This is a genomic window from Acinetobacter sp. ANC 4178 (assembly GCF_004331175.1).
GTDB lineage: Bacteria > Pseudomonadota > Gammaproteobacteria > Pseudomonadales > Moraxellaceae > Acinetobacter.
In genome coordinates this window covers 92,939-108,118 of the sequence record NZ_SJOD01000004.1, presented here as the reverse complement: position 1 = coordinate 108,118, position 15,180 = coordinate 92,939, and the positions used below count along the sequence as shown (strand labels likewise).

14 protein-coding genes are annotated in these 15,180 nt (G+C 38.5%); 5 read left to right on the top strand and 9 right to left on the bottom strand.

Annotated features, from left to right (window positions below; all coding sequences use genetic code 11):
* Positions 1-139 precede the first annotated feature (139 nt).
* On the bottom strand, positions 140-1,012 hold the full coding sequence (locus E0H87_RS09770) for a LysR substrate-binding domain-containing protein (protein ID WP_131323424.1): 873 nt from the start codon (positions 1,010-1,012) through the stop codon (positions 140-142).
* 140 nt (positions 1,013-1,152) lie between these two features.
* Between E0H87_RS09770 and E0H87_RS09765 the strand changes: the two genes are divergently transcribed.
* Positions 1,153-2,568 carry an aspartate ammonia-lyase gene (locus E0H87_RS09765; protein ID WP_131323423.1) on the top strand — a complete coding sequence of 472 codons (1,416 nt, stop codon included), beginning with the start codon at positions 1,153-1,155 and terminating at the stop codon, positions 2,566-2,568.
* A 164-nt stretch (positions 2,569-2,732) separates the two neighbouring features.
* Here E0H87_RS09765 and E0H87_RS09760 read toward each other — a convergent pair whose 3' ends face one another.
* From E0H87_RS09760 to E0H87_RS09745, 4 genes are read right to left on the bottom strand one after another with little or no spacing between them, the layout of a single operon-like run.
* Positions 2,733-3,851 carry an ABC transporter permease gene (locus E0H87_RS09760; protein ID WP_131323422.1) on the bottom strand — a complete coding sequence of 373 codons (1,119 nt, stop codon included), beginning with the start codon at positions 3,849-3,851 and terminating at the stop codon, positions 2,733-2,735.
* A 4-nt stretch (positions 3,852-3,855) separates the two neighbouring features.
* Positions 3,856-4,980 carry an ABC transporter permease gene (locus tag E0H87_RS09755; RefSeq protein WP_131323421.1) on the bottom strand — a complete coding sequence of 375 codons (1,125 nt, stop codon included), beginning with the start codon at positions 4,978-4,980 and terminating at the stop codon, positions 3,856-3,858.
* Entirely contained in the window at positions 4,981-6,777 is a 1,797-nt protein-coding gene (locus tag E0H87_RS09750; protein ID WP_131323420.1) for an ATP-binding cassette domain-containing protein, read from the bottom strand. It lies immediately after the preceding gene.
* Between the two features lies 1 nt (position 6,778).
* Complete coding sequence (locus E0H87_RS09745; RefSeq protein WP_131323419.1) at positions 6,779-7,798, bottom strand: HlyD family efflux transporter periplasmic adaptor subunit; 1,020 nt, start codon at positions 7,796-7,798, stop codon at positions 6,779-6,781.
* 122 nt (positions 7,799-7,920) lie between these two features.
* Here E0H87_RS09745 and E0H87_RS09740 point away from each other — a divergent pair, with 122 nt between their 5' ends.
* The 4 genes from E0H87_RS09740 to E0H87_RS09730 all read left to right on the top strand — a co-directional run bounded on the left by E0H87_RS09740 (position 7,921) and on the right by E0H87_RS09730 (position 11,972).
* Entirely contained in the window at positions 7,921-8,571 is a 651-nt protein-coding gene (locus E0H87_RS09740) for a CerR family C-terminal domain-containing protein (RefSeq protein WP_131323418.1), read from the top strand.
* A gap of 158 nt (positions 8,572-8,729) precedes the next feature.
* On the top strand, positions 8,730-9,518 hold the full coding sequence (locus E0H87_RS09735; protein ID WP_131323417.1) for a crotonase/enoyl-CoA hydratase family protein: 789 nt from the start codon (positions 8,730-8,732) through the stop codon (positions 9,516-9,518).
* Between the two features lie 233 nt (positions 9,519-9,751).
* Complete coding sequence (locus E0H87_RS16070) at positions 9,752-9,913, top strand: hypothetical protein (protein ID WP_165493956.1); 162 nt, start codon at positions 9,752-9,754, stop codon at positions 9,911-9,913.
* Positions 9,914-10,160: 247 nt separating this feature from the next.
* Positions 10,161-11,972, top strand: coding sequence for a monovalent cation:proton antiporter-2 (CPA2) family protein (locus tag E0H87_RS09730; protein WP_131323416.1), 1,812 nt, complete (start codon positions 10,161-10,163; stop codon positions 11,970-11,972).
* Positions 11,973-12,040: 68 nt separating this feature from the next.
* Here the strand turns inward: E0H87_RS09730 and E0H87_RS09725 are convergent, their stop codons facing one another.
* From E0H87_RS09725 to modA, 4 genes are all read right to left on the bottom strand, one after another.
* The gene (locus E0H87_RS09725) at positions 12,041-12,934 is read right to left on the bottom strand and encodes a LysR substrate-binding domain-containing protein (RefSeq protein ID WP_131323415.1); all 894 of its coding nucleotides are present in this window, start codon (positions 12,932-12,934) and stop codon (positions 12,041-12,043) included.
* Positions 12,935-13,047: 113 nt separating this feature from the next.
* Positions 13,048-13,686 carry an ATP-binding cassette domain-containing protein gene (locus tag E0H87_RS09720; RefSeq protein WP_131323414.1) on the bottom strand — a complete coding sequence of 213 codons (639 nt, stop codon included), beginning with the start codon at positions 13,684-13,686 and terminating at the stop codon, positions 13,048-13,050.
* Positions 13,687-13,690: 4 nt separating this feature from the next.
* Positions 13,691-14,374: a molybdate ABC transporter permease subunit gene (gene modB / locus E0H87_RS09715; RefSeq protein ID WP_131323413.1), complete on the bottom strand. Its 684-nt coding sequence runs from the start codon at positions 14,372-14,374 to the stop codon at positions 13,691-13,693.
* 13 nt (positions 14,375-14,387) lie between these two features.
* A complete protein-coding gene (gene modA / locus E0H87_RS09710) occupies positions 14,388-15,149 on the bottom strand; it encodes a molybdate ABC transporter substrate-binding protein (protein WP_131323412.1) in 762 nt (253 codons plus the stop codon).
* Between the last annotated feature and the right edge of the window lie 31 nt (positions 15,150-15,180).

Here is a 15,180-nt window from a genome sequence, read left to right as displayed (position 1 = left end):
ATGGGAAAGTTTAAAATGTGGAAGGTTTAAAGAAAATGAAGATTTATGAGCATTATGCATGCTCATAAATTTAAAACTGGCATTGTACAAATCAAAATTTAAACGATGAAAATATTATTTATATGCTGCCTAAGTGTTATTAATTAATTAAAGTATTCCATATATAGTCCATGCGTTGAGAATATATAACTTTACTACGAATAAGATAAACATCTTGGAAGAAGTGATAATTATCTAAGACACGCAATTTATTTTCAGAAATTTCTTCTTCTACTAAAAGTTTAGGAAGCCAAGCAACGCCTAGTCCTTGTAAAACCAGAGCTTTTAGATCTCCTGCATTATCTGTTTCATATAAAATTCGATAATCTAATTTACCTTCAATTTCACGGTCTACGCATTTTCTTAAATAGGCTTGCTTACTATAAGACAGTAAAGGAAAATTTTGATCTAAACTGTATTTTTCGTATTTATCACGCGCAGAAGCAACAGGTAAAATTTCCATTTTCACAATTTTATGAAATGCAAAAATTGCATGGTCTAACTGTTTTAGGGTTTCTTCATCACAATAGCAAATTAAGAAATCACATGAACCTTCTTTCAATAGTCGCATGCCCTGTTTCATATTGGCTGCAATAATTTCAAGTTGTAGATCTTTAATATCTGTATATAAATTGTGAATGAAATTGGGGAAAAATTGCGTAATTAATGAATGAGATACGGCGAACTTGATAGAAAGCTCATTGTTTTTAATGTTTTTTTCTAGATACTTAATTGTTGTATCCAATTGATATTGTATGTTTTTTGCTGATGATAATAGGATTTGACCAGCATCTGTGAAGTCTACATTTTTACTATAGCGTTTTAAAATTTGAAAGCCTAAAGCATCTTCAATAGCTTGAATTCTGCGTGTAAAGGCAGATTGTGTCACATGTCTGAGTTCGGCCGCTTTTGAGATAGATTTTTCTTGTTCTAAAGCAAGTAAATCTTCAATCCAACGAATTTCCAATGACATTTGCGCTGTCCATAATCTAAGCGATGTTAATAATTATACAGTGTTATGCAAAAAATGCATGGATAAATATTTTTTTACATTAGTCAGGCTGGGTGTTCTGGTTCTAAGATAAAATTATTCCCGCTATAGAGCATTTCTCAATGAATATTGAAATTAAATCACGGACAGAAAAAGACTTACTTGGTTTTAAAGAAGTCCCATTCCATTGTTACTATGGTGTACAAACACTACGTGCATTGGAAAATTTCAATTTAAGCCCTAATAAATTAAGCCATTTCCCAATTTTTATTAAAGCATTGGCAATGGTTAAATCTGCATGTGCAGTTTCAAATTTTAAACTAAATAAATTAGAAGAAAATAAATACAATGCAATCCAACATGCTTGCGAGCAGTTGATGAATGATTTATATCATGATCAATTCCCAATTGATATGATTCAAGGTGGTGCTGGTACTTCAACCAATATGAATGCAAACGAAGTAATTGCAAATATTGGTTTGGAATACATGGGCCATGCCAAAGGTGAATATAAATATTTACACCCAAATAATGATGTAAATATGTCACAGTCAACTAATGACGTATACCCTACAGCGATTAAAGTTGGTTTGTTATTTTCTTTAGATCAACTTAACACACCATTCCAAAGCTTAATCGATAGCTTCCGTGTAAAATCTGAAGAATTTGCGCATATCTTGAAAATGGGTCGTACTCAGTTGCAAGATGCTGTACCTATGACTTTAGGTCAAGAATTTGGTGCATTTGCTAACACCTTACAAAATGACTTGAATATGCTTTACAGCATCATGCCGAATGCATTAAGTGTTGTGAACTTAGCGGGTACAGCAATTGGTACAGGTATTAACACTGAAGTTGAATACCGTTTACACGCAATTGAAGCGTTGTCACAAATTACGCAAAAGAATATTTCAAGTTCTCCTGACTTAATTGAAGCAACTTCAGACATGGGCGATTTCGTTCTATTGTCAGGTTTCTTAAAACGTACGGCGACTAAACTTGCTAAAATTGCCAATGACTTACGTTTATTGTCGAGTGGTCCACGTGCAGGTCTAAATGAAATTCACTTAGAACCACGCCAACCAGGTAGTTCAATTATGCCGGGTAAAGTGAATCCAGTAATTCCTGAAGCAATGAACTTGGCGTGTTACCAAATTATTGCAAATGACTTGGCAATTACCCTTTCTGCTGAAGCGGGTCAATTACAGTTAAATGCAATGGAACCTTTAATTGCCTTTAAACTTTTCGAATCAATTGATTTGTTGGGTAAAGCAATGCGTATGTTCCAATTAAAATGTATCGAAAATGTTGTTGCGAATGCTGAACATTGCCAACACTTGGTAGATAACTCAATTGGTATTATTACTGTATTGAACCCATACCTTGGATATGAAACGACAACTCGTATTGCTAAAGAAGCAAACGAATCTGGTCAAAGTATTTTGGCGCTTATTAAAGCTGAAAACTTGCTTTCTGATGAAGTTTTAGCAGACGTACTTTCAGTACAAAACATGGTACATCCTAAGCAATCTGCATAATATTTTTAAGCAATAGCTCAAAAAAAGGAACTTAGTCATAAGTTCCTTTTTTTTCTTTGTCTGTATTTACTGAATTAGTCCAATAAGAAAAAATTGCATCACGATGGTGTTTTCATTCCAAGAACTAAAAATTCTACAGAATGTAGGAATATCAAACTCTTCTCTTAAGACAAGCGATTTCGAAATAACCAAGCAGCCAAAGGTAAAGTTATACAAGTCAAAATAATCATTGGAACAAAATCATATTTTACTTGTGAAAATTCTGCACCTTCCAAATAAACACGTAACACCAAATCAATACCAAACCGTAATGGATTAAGATAGGTCGCAATTTCCAATGCCTGAGGCATATTTTGCACGGGGGTTAATAAGCCTGAAAGTAGCATCAATGGCATAATGAGTAGAAAAGTAAAGAACATAGCTTGTTGCATATTCAGTGCAATGGCTGAAATAGACAGCCCCACTCCTACAACGGCAATATTAAAACTAATCAGTCCCAAATACAGCAAACCAATAGAGCCTTGCATCGGAATTTGAAACCAAAACAAGATAATGAGAAAAATAATCGTGGACTGAATTAAACCTACAAATATAGGTGGTAATGCTTTACCTATCATGATCTGTACAGGCGTGTATGGGGTGACCAGTAATTGATCGAAGGTTCCTTGCTCTCGTTCCCGTGCTACAGATAACGAGGACAATAGCAAAGTCTGCATCATACTTAATGCGGCAATTAAGGATGGCATAATCCCCCATCTAGATTGCTGATTTGGGTTGTACCAAGTTCGAGTTTCAATAATGAGAGCCGTATTATTCTTTAAGTACTGTTGGTTAAACTGCTGCACAATGTTCGTAATATATGAACCTGCTGCGCCTGCTGTAGATGAATTACGCCCATCTAGAATGACCTGAATAGGTGAAGCCTGCTGTTGGGTCAGCTTTTGTTCAAAATCTTCGGGAATTGTAATCACGGCAAGTGCTTCACGGTTATTAATTACTGACGTAATTTGCTGACTATTTTCAAGTGTAGCCGTACGCTGGAAAATACCTGAACCATCTAACTTCGCCATTAAATCAGCCGCTGTACGGCTATGGCTTAAATCAAGAATGGCATAATCAACCCGATTTACATCGTAAGTCGCGGCATAACCAAACAATAAAGACTGAATCAAGACAGGTGCAAATAAGACAGTTCGGTTTGCTGGGTCACTAAAAATAACCAGAAACTCTTTTCTGACCAATACAGCCAGATATTGAAACCATGATAATACGCGCTGAATCATGTCATTATCTCAACTGTTTTTTGAGTGATTTACATGCAGCAAACATCAGTACAATCACATAAAGCATTAGAATACCGCACCCTTTTAACCATAATCCCCAGTCATCTCCCCCCAGAAATAAGGTTTTAATTAAAGACATAAAATGAGTGGCTGGTAATATTTGACTAATAATTTGGATAACAAAAGGTAGATTTCGAATATCGAATACAAAACCAGAAAGCATCATTGCGGGCATAAAACTGGCTAATAGTGCAATTTGACTGGCTTGAAACTGGTTTTGTGCAAAGCCGGAAATCGTTAAACCGAGTAATAAGGAGACCAATAAATACAGAAAACAGGCACTGAGAATGGAGAACATGGAGCTACGCATTGGAACTTCAAATAAGAGTGAAGATGCGATTAAACAAATCACAATATCAATGAGTCCAATGACTAAATACGGTGTCAATTTCGCAATGACCAATTCTAAGGGGCGAACTGGTGTTACAAATAGTGCTTCTAAAGTTCCTTGTTCACGTTCACGAGCAATTAATAATCCTGTTAAGAAAGCCCCAATTAAGGTGAGAACCAAAACAATTAAACCGGGTACTAAAAACCATGTGCTATTTGCTGATTCATTAAACCACATGCGTTGTTCTATGCTCACGGTCGCTTGTGTTGCCATCGAATTTTGTCGTTCAGCTTGTAGACTTAAGGTGTTAGAAATTGCCCCCGAAACATAACTTTGCAGACTCGAGGCAATACTGGTCGAGCGTCCATTGCTTAATAACTGGAGTTTGCCACGACCTTGTAATTGCTCTGCTTCAAAATTGGCGGGAATGACTAAAATAGCATCTACCTCATCATTTTTTATGGCAGTAATGGCTTCGGGCATTGCATAAAATTGCTGAACAGTTAAATACGGGCTCCCCTGCATTCCCGCAACGATTTGTTGCGTTTGCGGAGATGGTTGCTCTACAACAACTGCAACTCGCCCATGACTTAAATCAAAAGATAAACCATAGCCAAATAATAGAATTAAAATAATGGGCAATAATAAACCAATCGCCAAGCTACTTTTGGCACGTAACAATTGAATGGACTCTTTATGAATCAAAGCTTTTAAACGAATAAGAAAAGAAGACTGCATCTAAACATTCTCCTTGGCCACGCTTTCAACATGGCGCGCCTGTTCGACAATTGCAATAAAAGCGCTATTCATATCTTTACCCGCTTGCATTCCTGCTTGAAGTCTGACTTCTTGCGGTGAACCAAGCGCTAGCAATTTACCTGCGTCCTGAATGGCGATACGGTCACAATATTCAGCTTCTTCCATAAAATGTGTGGTCACAATAATCGTGATGCCACGATTTGCCAGTTCACCAATGGTTTGCCAAAAGACGCGACGTGCTAGCGGATCAATTCCACTGGTTGGCTCATCTAGAAATAGAATTTCAGGTTCATGTAATAATGCAGCAGCCATAGAAAGCCGTTGTTTGAAACCGCCCGGTAAATCTCCGCTCGTGGCTTCGGGCTTCAAGTGGAACTGATCTAACATTTTCTCAATTTGATGTTTTAATTTTTTTCCCGAAAGACCATAAGCACCGCCAAAGAACTTGAGATTTTCGTGCACGCTTAAATTTCCATACAAGGCAAATTTCTGCGACACATAACCAATCTTGGCGCGGGCTTGCGCACGAGCCGTACGTAAATTTACTCCTGCAACTTCAAGTGTACCGCTGCTTGCAGGCAATAGACCGCATAACATTCGGAAGGTTGTGGTTTTGCCTGCACCATTTGGCCCCAACAACCCAAAAATTTCTCCTCGATATACCTCAAAAGAGGTGCTGGCAACCGCAGTAAAATCCCCAAATTTGCGCACTAAATTTTGTACAGTAATGACTTTTTCATGGCTATTATTGGATAGATTCGGTTCTAAAATAGCGATGTTATCTGTCTTTTCCAATTCGTTTGCAATCGATGTCTTTCGAGTAGATTGTTGCTGGGTTCGATGCAGAATCAACATAAAGGCATCTTCAAGTTCAGCAGTTCTAGCTTCAGGTGCCAACTCTTCGGGCAAAAGCTGTTTTGGAAATTCGGTATAGGCTTCTTGAGTAATAAAACGAACCATTTCACCTTTGGGCACCGCATCACAATAAAGCTTTGTATTTTTTAATAATACAGCTTGAAGCGCTCTGGCTTTCATCTGTTTGGGAGGTAAAACCTGCCAAGTTCTATCCTTTGCATAGGCGCGTAATTGCTGAGGTGTTCCTTGCTGTATCACCTGTCCGTCATACATGACATAGATTTGGTCACACCGTTCAGCTTCATCCATATAAGCCGTACTTATGATGACATTGAGTTTGTCTTCCTGTACCAATCTTTCAATAATTGTCCATAAGTCACGACGTGAAAGTGGGTCTACGCCAACACTGGGCTCATCCAATAAAAGCAATTCTGGAGAACGTACTAAAGTACAGGCTAAACCCAGCTTCTGCTTCATACCACCAGAAAGTTGTCCCGCCAATCGTTTTGTAAATGCAGTTAAATCGGTAATTTTAAGTAAGCGTTCAAAGCGTTGTTGACGGTCGTGTTTAGATACACCATGCAAATCTGCATACAAATTCAAGTTTTCAATAATACTTAAATCTTCATACAGTCCAAAGCGCTGCGGCATATAACTGATTCGGTTTTGAATGGCTTGAGTTTGTTCAGTAACATTTAACCCCAGTACTTCAAGTACACCAGCTGTGGGTTGATACAACCCTGCGATTAAACGAAGAAACGTTGTTTTCCCTGCTCCATCAGGCCCGACCAAAGCCGTCAGTTCGCCTGCTTTAATTTGCATATTTATCTTTTGTAATGCACAGGTATCTTCAATGTGTTTTTGTTGAGACTTAAACACATGCTTCAAATCTTTGGCCTGAAGAATGTAGCTCTCACTCATGTTATTTTTTCTCTTGCGCTGAATTTGCTGATGGCTCGATTTTTACCGTAACAGGTTGTCCCATTTTGAGTTGATCATTTGGATCTTGTACATATACACGTACCTCATAAACCAAACTGGTTCTGATATCTTCTGTTTGTACCGTTTTCGGGGTAAATTCAGCAACAGACGCGATATATCCTATTTTCCCCTGAATGGGTTGGTCAGGTAAGCTATCTCGATAAATGTGGGCAATATTCCCCACATGAATCTGATTAAGTTGAGCTTCATTGGCATAAACACGCACCCATTTTGGATTGGTTAGGGCTAGTGTGTAGACCGCCTTTTGCGCATTGGTCATATCGCCCACTTCTTGTAGGCGTGTCCGAATTACAGCATCCGTTGGGGAGCGTAAAATGGCTTGCGTAAGTTGATACTGAATTGATTCTAAATTGGCTTTGGTCGCTTGGTATTGGGCTTTGGTTGCTTCACGATCTTCTTTACGCGCACCTTGAAGCAATAGATCTAAGTTGGCTTGGCGTTCTTTAACCGATGCCTGCGCCACATTTTTATTGCTTTGCGCAGCGTCAATTTCTTGTTGGCTGATGGCTTTTCCTGCACTACTTGAGTTTAAAGCGAGTAAACGTTGTAGCGCCTTACTGGTTTTGTCGAGTTCTGCTTGTGCCGAAGCAATTTGAGCTTTTGCTTGCACAATCTCCTCTGGTCTAGCGCCTTTATCTTGAGTCAAAATGGCTTGTTGTTGGATGGTTAACTGAGCTTCAGCTTGTTTTTGCTGAATAATCAAAGCAGAGGTATCGAGTTCTGCCAGTACTTGTCCTTGTTTAACCTGATCGCCTTCTTGCACCTGTAGGTTCTTAATTCTTCCTGAATTTTCAAAGGCCAAAGACACCTGACGGATATCGACATTCCCATATAAAGTCAGGTCATTTTCAGGCTGATGCTTCTTAAAATAAAACCAAGCAATCCCACAACCTAGAATTACGATCATTGTCAAAATCACGATTGCTGCTGTTTTTTTCATCTATATCAGCCTTTCTTTATTATTGTGCTCAGACCACAAAGTTTAAATTCAATTTAAATTTAAACTATCATGAAATGAAGATAAAAGATATACTTTATACCAATATACAATCGAGCAAGCAGATGTCCAGAGCCAGACGTAGTGATGGTGATTTAACCAAGTCAAAGATCCTTGAGGCGGCTGGTCAGTTAATTGCCCAATTGGGTTGGGCACAAACCAGCAACAAGGACATTGTAAAACTGGCTGAAGTTGATCTGGCCGCAATTAACTATCACTTTGGTGGACGAGATGGCTTGTATCAGGCTGTTCTTAGCGAAGCACATGCACATTATTTAAATGAACAAGAATTACAAGATATTGCTGATTTGCAATGTAATCCTGAAGAAAAACTTGGACTTTTCTTTGAAACACTGGTTGTAAAATTGGTTGAACATGACGTGTGGCATGGCAAAGTATTCATACGTGAGATTTTCTCCCCTTCAGCACATTTATTAAATTTTTTAGAAACAGAAGGCACACGTAAGTTCCAGATTATCCGTCGTATTATTAGCCAAATTACGGATTTAGATGAAAATGATCCAACGCTATTGCCCTGTATATTTAGTGTGGTTGCACCCTGTCTCATGCTCATAATGACTAGCCTAGCCGTACCAGGTCCATTACAGAATATGCGCCACATACCCGCCAAACAACTGGCTCAACATTTTAAAACCTTTTCTTTGGCAGGTCTAAAAGCAGTTGCACACATCCATAAGCAAAATTTAGCCAATTAAATTTGTATTACTTTGATTTAAAAATAATTTTAAAATTAAACCGCATTTTTGAATGGAGCTAACGGATATCATTTGAATACAGTTTTTCACTTTATCTTCATCTAAGTCATTCCATAATAAAAGCAGATCATTAAACAGAATAAATCAGGTATATAACGATGAATAAAACAAATGGAACAGTGAGTCGTGAAGTCCAAGACCATCTTTTACTCATTGGTTTAGATCGCGTCAGTAAAAGAAATGCTTTTGATAGTCATATGATCTTGGCTTTATCTCAGGCACTCACCGAATATGAAGCAGATTCAGCCTTAAGATGTGCCGTTATTTTTGCACATGGTGCGCACTTTACAGCAGGACTGGATTTGCTTGAACTGCAAGATAAATTGGCTCAGGGCATTTTTAATTTTACGGCTGATCAAATTGATCCTTGGGGAGTAAGTGGAAAGCCCCGAACCAAGCCAGTCGTCGTTGCTGTACAAGGCACCTGTTTTACCGCAGGGATTGAACTGATGTTAAATGCCGATGTTGTGATTGCCAGTGAAGATTGTAAATTTGCACAAATGGAAGTATTGCGTGGCATTATGCCATTTGGTGGCGCAACGGTACGCTTTGTCCAAGCCGCAGGTTGGCAAAAAGCCATGCCTTATTTATTGACTGGGAAAAGTTTTACAGCAACTACGGCTTTGGATTTGAATCTTATTTCCGAGAAAGTTGCTTGCGGTCAGCAGCTTGCTCGAGCAACTCAAATTGCTCAGGAAATTTCTACAGCAGCGCCCTTAGCCATTCAAGCTTTACTCAGCTCCGCCCAAGAAGCACAACAAAAAGGCACAGCATATGCTTTACAAAATTTAGCATCTTACTTGCCTGCTTTGTTCCAATCTGAAGATGCCCATGAAGGCGTTATGGCAATGCTAGAAAAAAGAAACCCTGTGTTTAAAGGAAAATAGAATGCTTTATTTAAGCCCTAAAATTTTTATGAAATAAAATAGGGATCGTTCTTTCTATACAATGCTCAGTTATAAAAAGGATTTAAAATATAGATGGCTTGTAGAAAGAAAAAACATAACAGAATCTTGAAATCACTTTTCTCTGTTATAGTTTTTTATATAAAAAGTGTATCTACTTCAGTCTAAAAAACTTCGCCATAATAATTACAAGCCATAATAGAGTGAGTTTTGTGATGAATGATGATCAAGGTTCAAGAAAGCCAGAAAAATATGCGGACAGTTCTATTTCGGATAAAGCCTTTAAACGAATGATTCTTTGGTTTTTCTTATACTGCGCATTTTTTTGTATCTGTGTAATTTTCGTGGTGAATGCCGACTCTGCATTTATGCCTTAATTACGAAGTACAAAACTAATCTAACGTTATCTCATATAAGCCGTTGGCATCAGAAATAAATTTTTAAGATTTGTTCCTGATGCGCGATGAACTTTCTAACGTAAATTCAGCTCATTAAAATTAGCCACAAAACTAATGAGCTGCTATTTTCTTTGATATCCAGCTTATTTACGCTCAAATTATGATGTCCTATGACAGCATAATCAGTTAATATTTTTCAAAATAATTCAATAAATATGAGAAATATATGAGTGCAGAAGCGGATTCTCTTAGTCTCATCTCCCCTGTAATCTTACTTACAGCAGCCGTCATCGCTGTGCCAGTGATCAAGCGATTGGGGCTGAGTTCTGTATTAGGCTATTTAATTGCGGGATTAATTATTGGGCCATTTGGTCTGGCTTTTTTCTATGATTCAGCTTCAATTTTACACATCGCCGAACTTGGAATTGTGATGTATCTATTTGTGATTGGGCTAGAAATGCGTCCTTCACATTTATGGAGTCTAAGAAAGGAGATTTTTGGACTCGGAACTTTGCAAATTATCGCGTGTTCACTTGGACTGACAGGTGTTGGTTTAGTTTATGGCTATTCTTGGCAAGTGAGTTTTGTGTGTGCGGCAGGTTTTGTCCTCACATCTACTGCCATTGTGATGCAACTTTTGGGTGATCGTGGTGATATTGCACAACCTCGTGGACAAAAAATAGTCTCTATTCTTTTATTTGAAGATTTACTGATTGTACCTTTACTCGCGATTGTAGCGTTTATTGCACCGAATCATGTTGTTGAAAGTACCGCAGTACGGTTACAAAATATTGGCATAGGTTTAATTTCAATTGCAGGCTTAATTGCTGCTGGCTATTGGTTACTGAATCCCCTATTCCGTTTATTGGCTGCTGCTAAAGCACGTGAAGTGATGACCGCTGCGGCCTTATTGGTTGTATTAGGCGCAGCATTGCTCATGCAAATCAGTGGACTTTCTATGGCAATGGGGGCATTTCTAGCGGGTGTACTCCTCTCCGAATCGACCTTCCGCCATCAAATTGAAGCTGATATTGAGCCGTTTCGTGGGATTCTACTAGGTTTGTTTTTCCTTGGCGTTGGCATGTCTTTAGACCTAAACGTGGTGAAAAGTAATTGGCCACTCATTTTAAGTGCCGTTATTGCATTGATGTTTGTTAAAGCAGTGATGATCTATCTTACTGCGCGTTTAACTAAAAGCCCGCATACCGAAGCACTTGATCGCGCATTACTGATGGCGCAAGGTGGTGAATTTGCATTCGTACTGTTCACAGCAGCAATGAGCGCACAAGTGATTAGTGCTGTAGAACGCTCGAACCTCACCGCAATTGTAGTTTTGTCTATGATTCTTACACCCATTCTAGGTATTTTATTTAAACGATTTACCCAAAAAACAGCACACGTTTCATTAGATAATATACGTATTGCAGATGGCCTTTCAGGTAAAGTCTTGATGATTGGTTTTGGTCGTTTTGGGCAAGTGACCAGTCAATTGCTCCTCGCGCGCGGTGTTGATGTCACAATTATTGATAATGACATCGACATGATTCAAAACGCGGAACGTTTCGGTTTTACTATTTACTATGGCGATGGTTCCCGTTTAGATATTTTACACGCTTCAGGAGCAGATACGGCTGAAGCCATTGTGGTCTGCGTAGACCATAAAGAAACCACCAATAAAATTGTAGAATTGGTACAACATGAATTTCCTTTAGCAAAACTCATAGTTCGCTCCTATGACCGTGAACATGCCTTACATTTAGCGAAACAAAATGTAGATTACATGATTCGGGAGACTTTTGAGTCGGCCATGGTATTTGGTGGAGCGATTTTAGAAGAACTTGGCGTTGACCTAAACGAGGTTGAAGAAATTAGCCGTGAAATTCGTGAACGTGACAAAGAACGTTTTGAAACAGAAGTCGCGGCAGATGATGTCTATGCTGGAATTGGTCTACAGTACACGGGTCCACGCCCGACAGCACCATTAATCACGCCTAAGCATACAGGTCAAATTATTAATGAATGCGACACACAACAGTAATCAAAACTATAAAATTCATAAATAAAAAGAGGTCTAATGAGACCTCTTTTTTATATTTTGAGAGATTTTTATCGCGCTAAAATTTCATGGCACATTTGTCTTAGCCATTGATGACTGGTCTTATGATGACATGACATATGCCAGAACTGTTTAACGCTATATGTTGGGAAAGAAATAGGTGCATCAAAAATTTGTAAATTACCGCGCGATAAGAGTACTTCACTCAGGTAATAAGGCACAGTGGCAATTGCATCGGACTCTTGCACCACCAAACCCACACCTAAGTAACTAGGTAAACGCATGATAATATTGCGTTTTAATTCCAATCTTAACAGCTCATTTTCAATATGATAATTACCAATACCCGCATCAATATCAATATGTGACTCAGCCAAATACTGTTCAATGGTTAAATGATTTGGCGTTAAACGTGGATGGTTTTTCGCGGCAATCACCACATAGTATTGTTCAAATAACAACTGTTGATAAAAACCATTTTCCATGTGCGGCAAGAAACCAATCGCCAGATCAATTTCGCCATTCGCCATTTGGTAACTGGTTTCAGTGGTAATCGGGCGTACATTCAATCTTACATGGGGCGCATGCTGTTTCAGGTAGTGTGAAATCTTTGGCAGCAACACTAAATGTGAGACATCCGTCATCGCAATGTTAAATTGCTGATGCGAGTTCATTTCATCAAAATCGATGGTGAAATTATTAATTAATTCAATACGGTTTAACGCTTCACTCACCAAAGGAAAAAGCTGTTTGGAAAGTTCGGTTGGCATCATTTCATTGCCAATACGTAAAAATAACGGATCGTTATAATGTTGACGGATTTTATTTAAGCTATTACTGACCGCAGGTTGACTCATGCAGAGTTGTTCTGCAGCAACCGAAACACTTTTAAATTTATACACATAGAAAAAAATGCTGAGAAGTTTACAGTCAAGTTCGAACACTAAAATAGAAATCCTAATCTTATTTCAATAGCCGTATATCATCGCTTTTTTTCAGATTTACGCCAATATCAAATTCTATCTTTTTCTGTGATTATCTGTATTTTCTTGAGGCTTTAAACCAATAGTCTTCCCTCACGCATGGTGAGAATCTCAGCATCTAAACTTTTTAACTCATCCATATGATGTGTGACATAAATCATAGGTAAATTAAGCTCGTTTTTTATGCGTTTCAAAAAAGGTAATATTTGTTGTTTGAGTTGACGATCTAGACCTGTAAGTGGTTCATCCAAAAGTAATAAGTTAGGTGATGACAATAATGCACGCCCAATACAGACGCGTTGGGCTTCGCCGCCTGAAAGTTGATGGGCTTTGCGTTGAATCAGATGTTCTAATTCTAATAATTCTACAATTTGCGCAGAGTGAAATTTGATATCTTGAGGATCTTGAAGTTTTTCTGCATATTTTAAATTTTGTTGAACATTTAAATGTGGGAATAACAAAGCTTGTTGAAAGACTAAAGCAACTTGTCGTCGATGAGGAGCTAAGTTGATCTTCTGAGATGACGCAAATAAAGTTTGAGAACCTAATTGAATATCACCCGATTGAGGATTCAATAATCCTGCTATGTTCTTGAGCAAGGTAGTTTTACCACTCCCCGATGAACCGACAATGCCTAAAATTGGGTGCTGCATTTCAAGTTGGATATCTAAATTAAAATCAGCTCGTTGATAACGGAATTTACAGTTCAACATGACTTTAAACTCCTAATCTTTTTTGATATTTCTGCAAAATCATATAGTTGGCAATCAATGCACTAAAAGCCAACAGCATAGAAAGTGCAACTAAGCGCATTGCCATTTCCTCACCATTGGGTTGTTGTAGAAATGAATAAATTGCAATCGGGATAGTTCGTGTTTCATCTGGAATATTGCCAACAAAAGTAATGGTTGCGCCAAACTCACCCAGACTACGGCTAAAACACAAAATGCTACCAATAATGATGCCTGGAATCGCCAAAGGTAAACTAATACTACAAAACACCCGTATTGGGCTTGCGCCTAGAGTTGCTGCCACTTGTTCTAATTGTTGATTAATCAATTGAAAAGACAGACGAATGGGTTGTACCATCAAAGGGAAAGCCACAATCATCGAGGCGAGCACAGCGCCTTTCCAATTAAAAATCACCTGAATACCGAGTTCATTTAAGTAGCGCCCAATCCAGCCTTGTTGCCCAAATAAAACCAAGAGTAAATAGCCCAAAACTACAGGAGGTAAGACCATGGGCATTTGTAAGATGGCTTCTAACAAAAACTTAAGCCGAAACTCATAACGTGCTAAAACCCAAGCCAATGCAATTGCAAAGGGTAAACTCAGCAATGTCGCGAACAATGCAACTTTGGCTGATAAATATAATGCACTGAGTTCCTCTGGGCTTAACATGGATTCAGTCCTATTACTTTAAAACAAAACCATAGCGTTGAAAAATTTGCTTGGCTTGGCTATTAGTACGTACATATTTTTCAAATTGTATGGCGTCCTGATTTGCTACGCCTTGCTGAGTCAGTGTAATGGGATAAATAATCGGATGGTGTGAATTGGCTGGGAAAGTCCCAATAATTTTCACTTTTTGGCTAATGAGTGCATCGGTTTTATAGACAATTCCAACAGTGCATTCCCCGCGTTCAACAAATGCCAAAGCAGCGCGTACATCATCCGTTCCCACAATTCTACCTTTCAACGCATTCAACCAATTTAGTTTAATTAAACTTTGCTTGGCGTATTTCCCCGCTGGAACAGATTCCATTTGCCCTGTACACAGGTATCCCTGAAATGCCCCTGCAAAGTTAAACTGTGGTTTGGCTTGAAACGGAATATTTAATTGACGAGGACTAATTGCCACCAATTGATTCAATAAAAAAGGATGGACTTGCTTATTGCTAATTTTCTGTTTTTGTACCAGATAATTCATCCAATCTAGATCCGCAGAGAAATAGATATCGCCATTTGCCCCCGCTTCTATTTGTTTTGCTAAGGCGGAAGATGCGCCAAATACAGGCACAATTTCGCTCTGTGGGTATTTTGCCCGATATTGTTTGGAAATATCAGTTAAAGCATTGGTTAGACTTGCCGCAGCATAGATTTTTACGGTATCGGCATGCGCCGAAATACTCAAAACGGAGGCTGCGACAATGGTGAATACATATTTGATTTTCATTCAATGACAACTCCCAAACCTAGAAATGATT

Coding starts and splice junctions, on each gene's coding strand:
- E0H87_RS09770 (WP_131323424.1), bottom strand. CDS start 1,012: ATGTCATTGGAAATTCGTTGGATTGAAGATTTACTTGCTTTAGAACAA.
- E0H87_RS09765 (WP_131323423.1), top strand. CDS start 1,153: ATGAATATTGAAATTAAATCACGGACAGAAAAAGACTTACTTGGTTTT.
- E0H87_RS09760 (WP_131323422.1), bottom strand. CDS start 3,851: ATGATTCAGCGCGTATTATCATGGTTTCAATATCTGGCTGTATTGGTC.
- E0H87_RS09755 (WP_131323421.1), bottom strand. CDS start 4,980: ATGCAGTCTTCTTTTCTTATTCGTTTAAAAGCTTTGATTCATAAAGAG.
- E0H87_RS09750 (WP_131323420.1), bottom strand. CDS start 6,777: ATGAGTGAGAGCTACATTCTTCAGGCCAAAGATTTGAAGCATGTGTTT.
- E0H87_RS09745 (WP_131323419.1), bottom strand. CDS start 7,798: ATGAAAAAAACAGCAGCAATCGTGATTTTGACAATGATCGTAATTCTA.
- E0H87_RS09740 (WP_131323418.1), top strand. CDS start 7,921: ATGTCCAGAGCCAGACGTAGTGATGGTGATTTAACCAAGTCAAAGATC.
- E0H87_RS09735 (WP_131323417.1), top strand. CDS start 8,730: ATGAATAAAACAAATGGAACAGTGAGTCGTGAAGTCCAAGACCATCTT.
- E0H87_RS16070 (WP_165493956.1), top strand. CDS start 9,752: ATGAATGATGATCAAGGTTCAAGAAAGCCAGAAAAATATGCGGACAGT.
- E0H87_RS09730 (WP_131323416.1), top strand. CDS start 10,161: ATGAGTGCAGAAGCGGATTCTCTTAGTCTCATCTCCCCTGTAATCTTA.
- E0H87_RS09720 (WP_131323414.1), bottom strand. CDS start 13,686: ATGTTGAACTGTAAATTCCGTTATCAACGAGCTGATTTTAATTTAGAT.
- modB (WP_131323413.1), bottom strand. CDS start 14,374: ATGTTAAGCCCAGAGGAACTCAGTGCATTATATTTATCAGCCAAAGTT.
- modA (WP_131323412.1), bottom strand. CDS start 15,149: ATGAAAATCAAATATGTATTCACCATTGTCGCAGCCTCCGTTTTGAGT.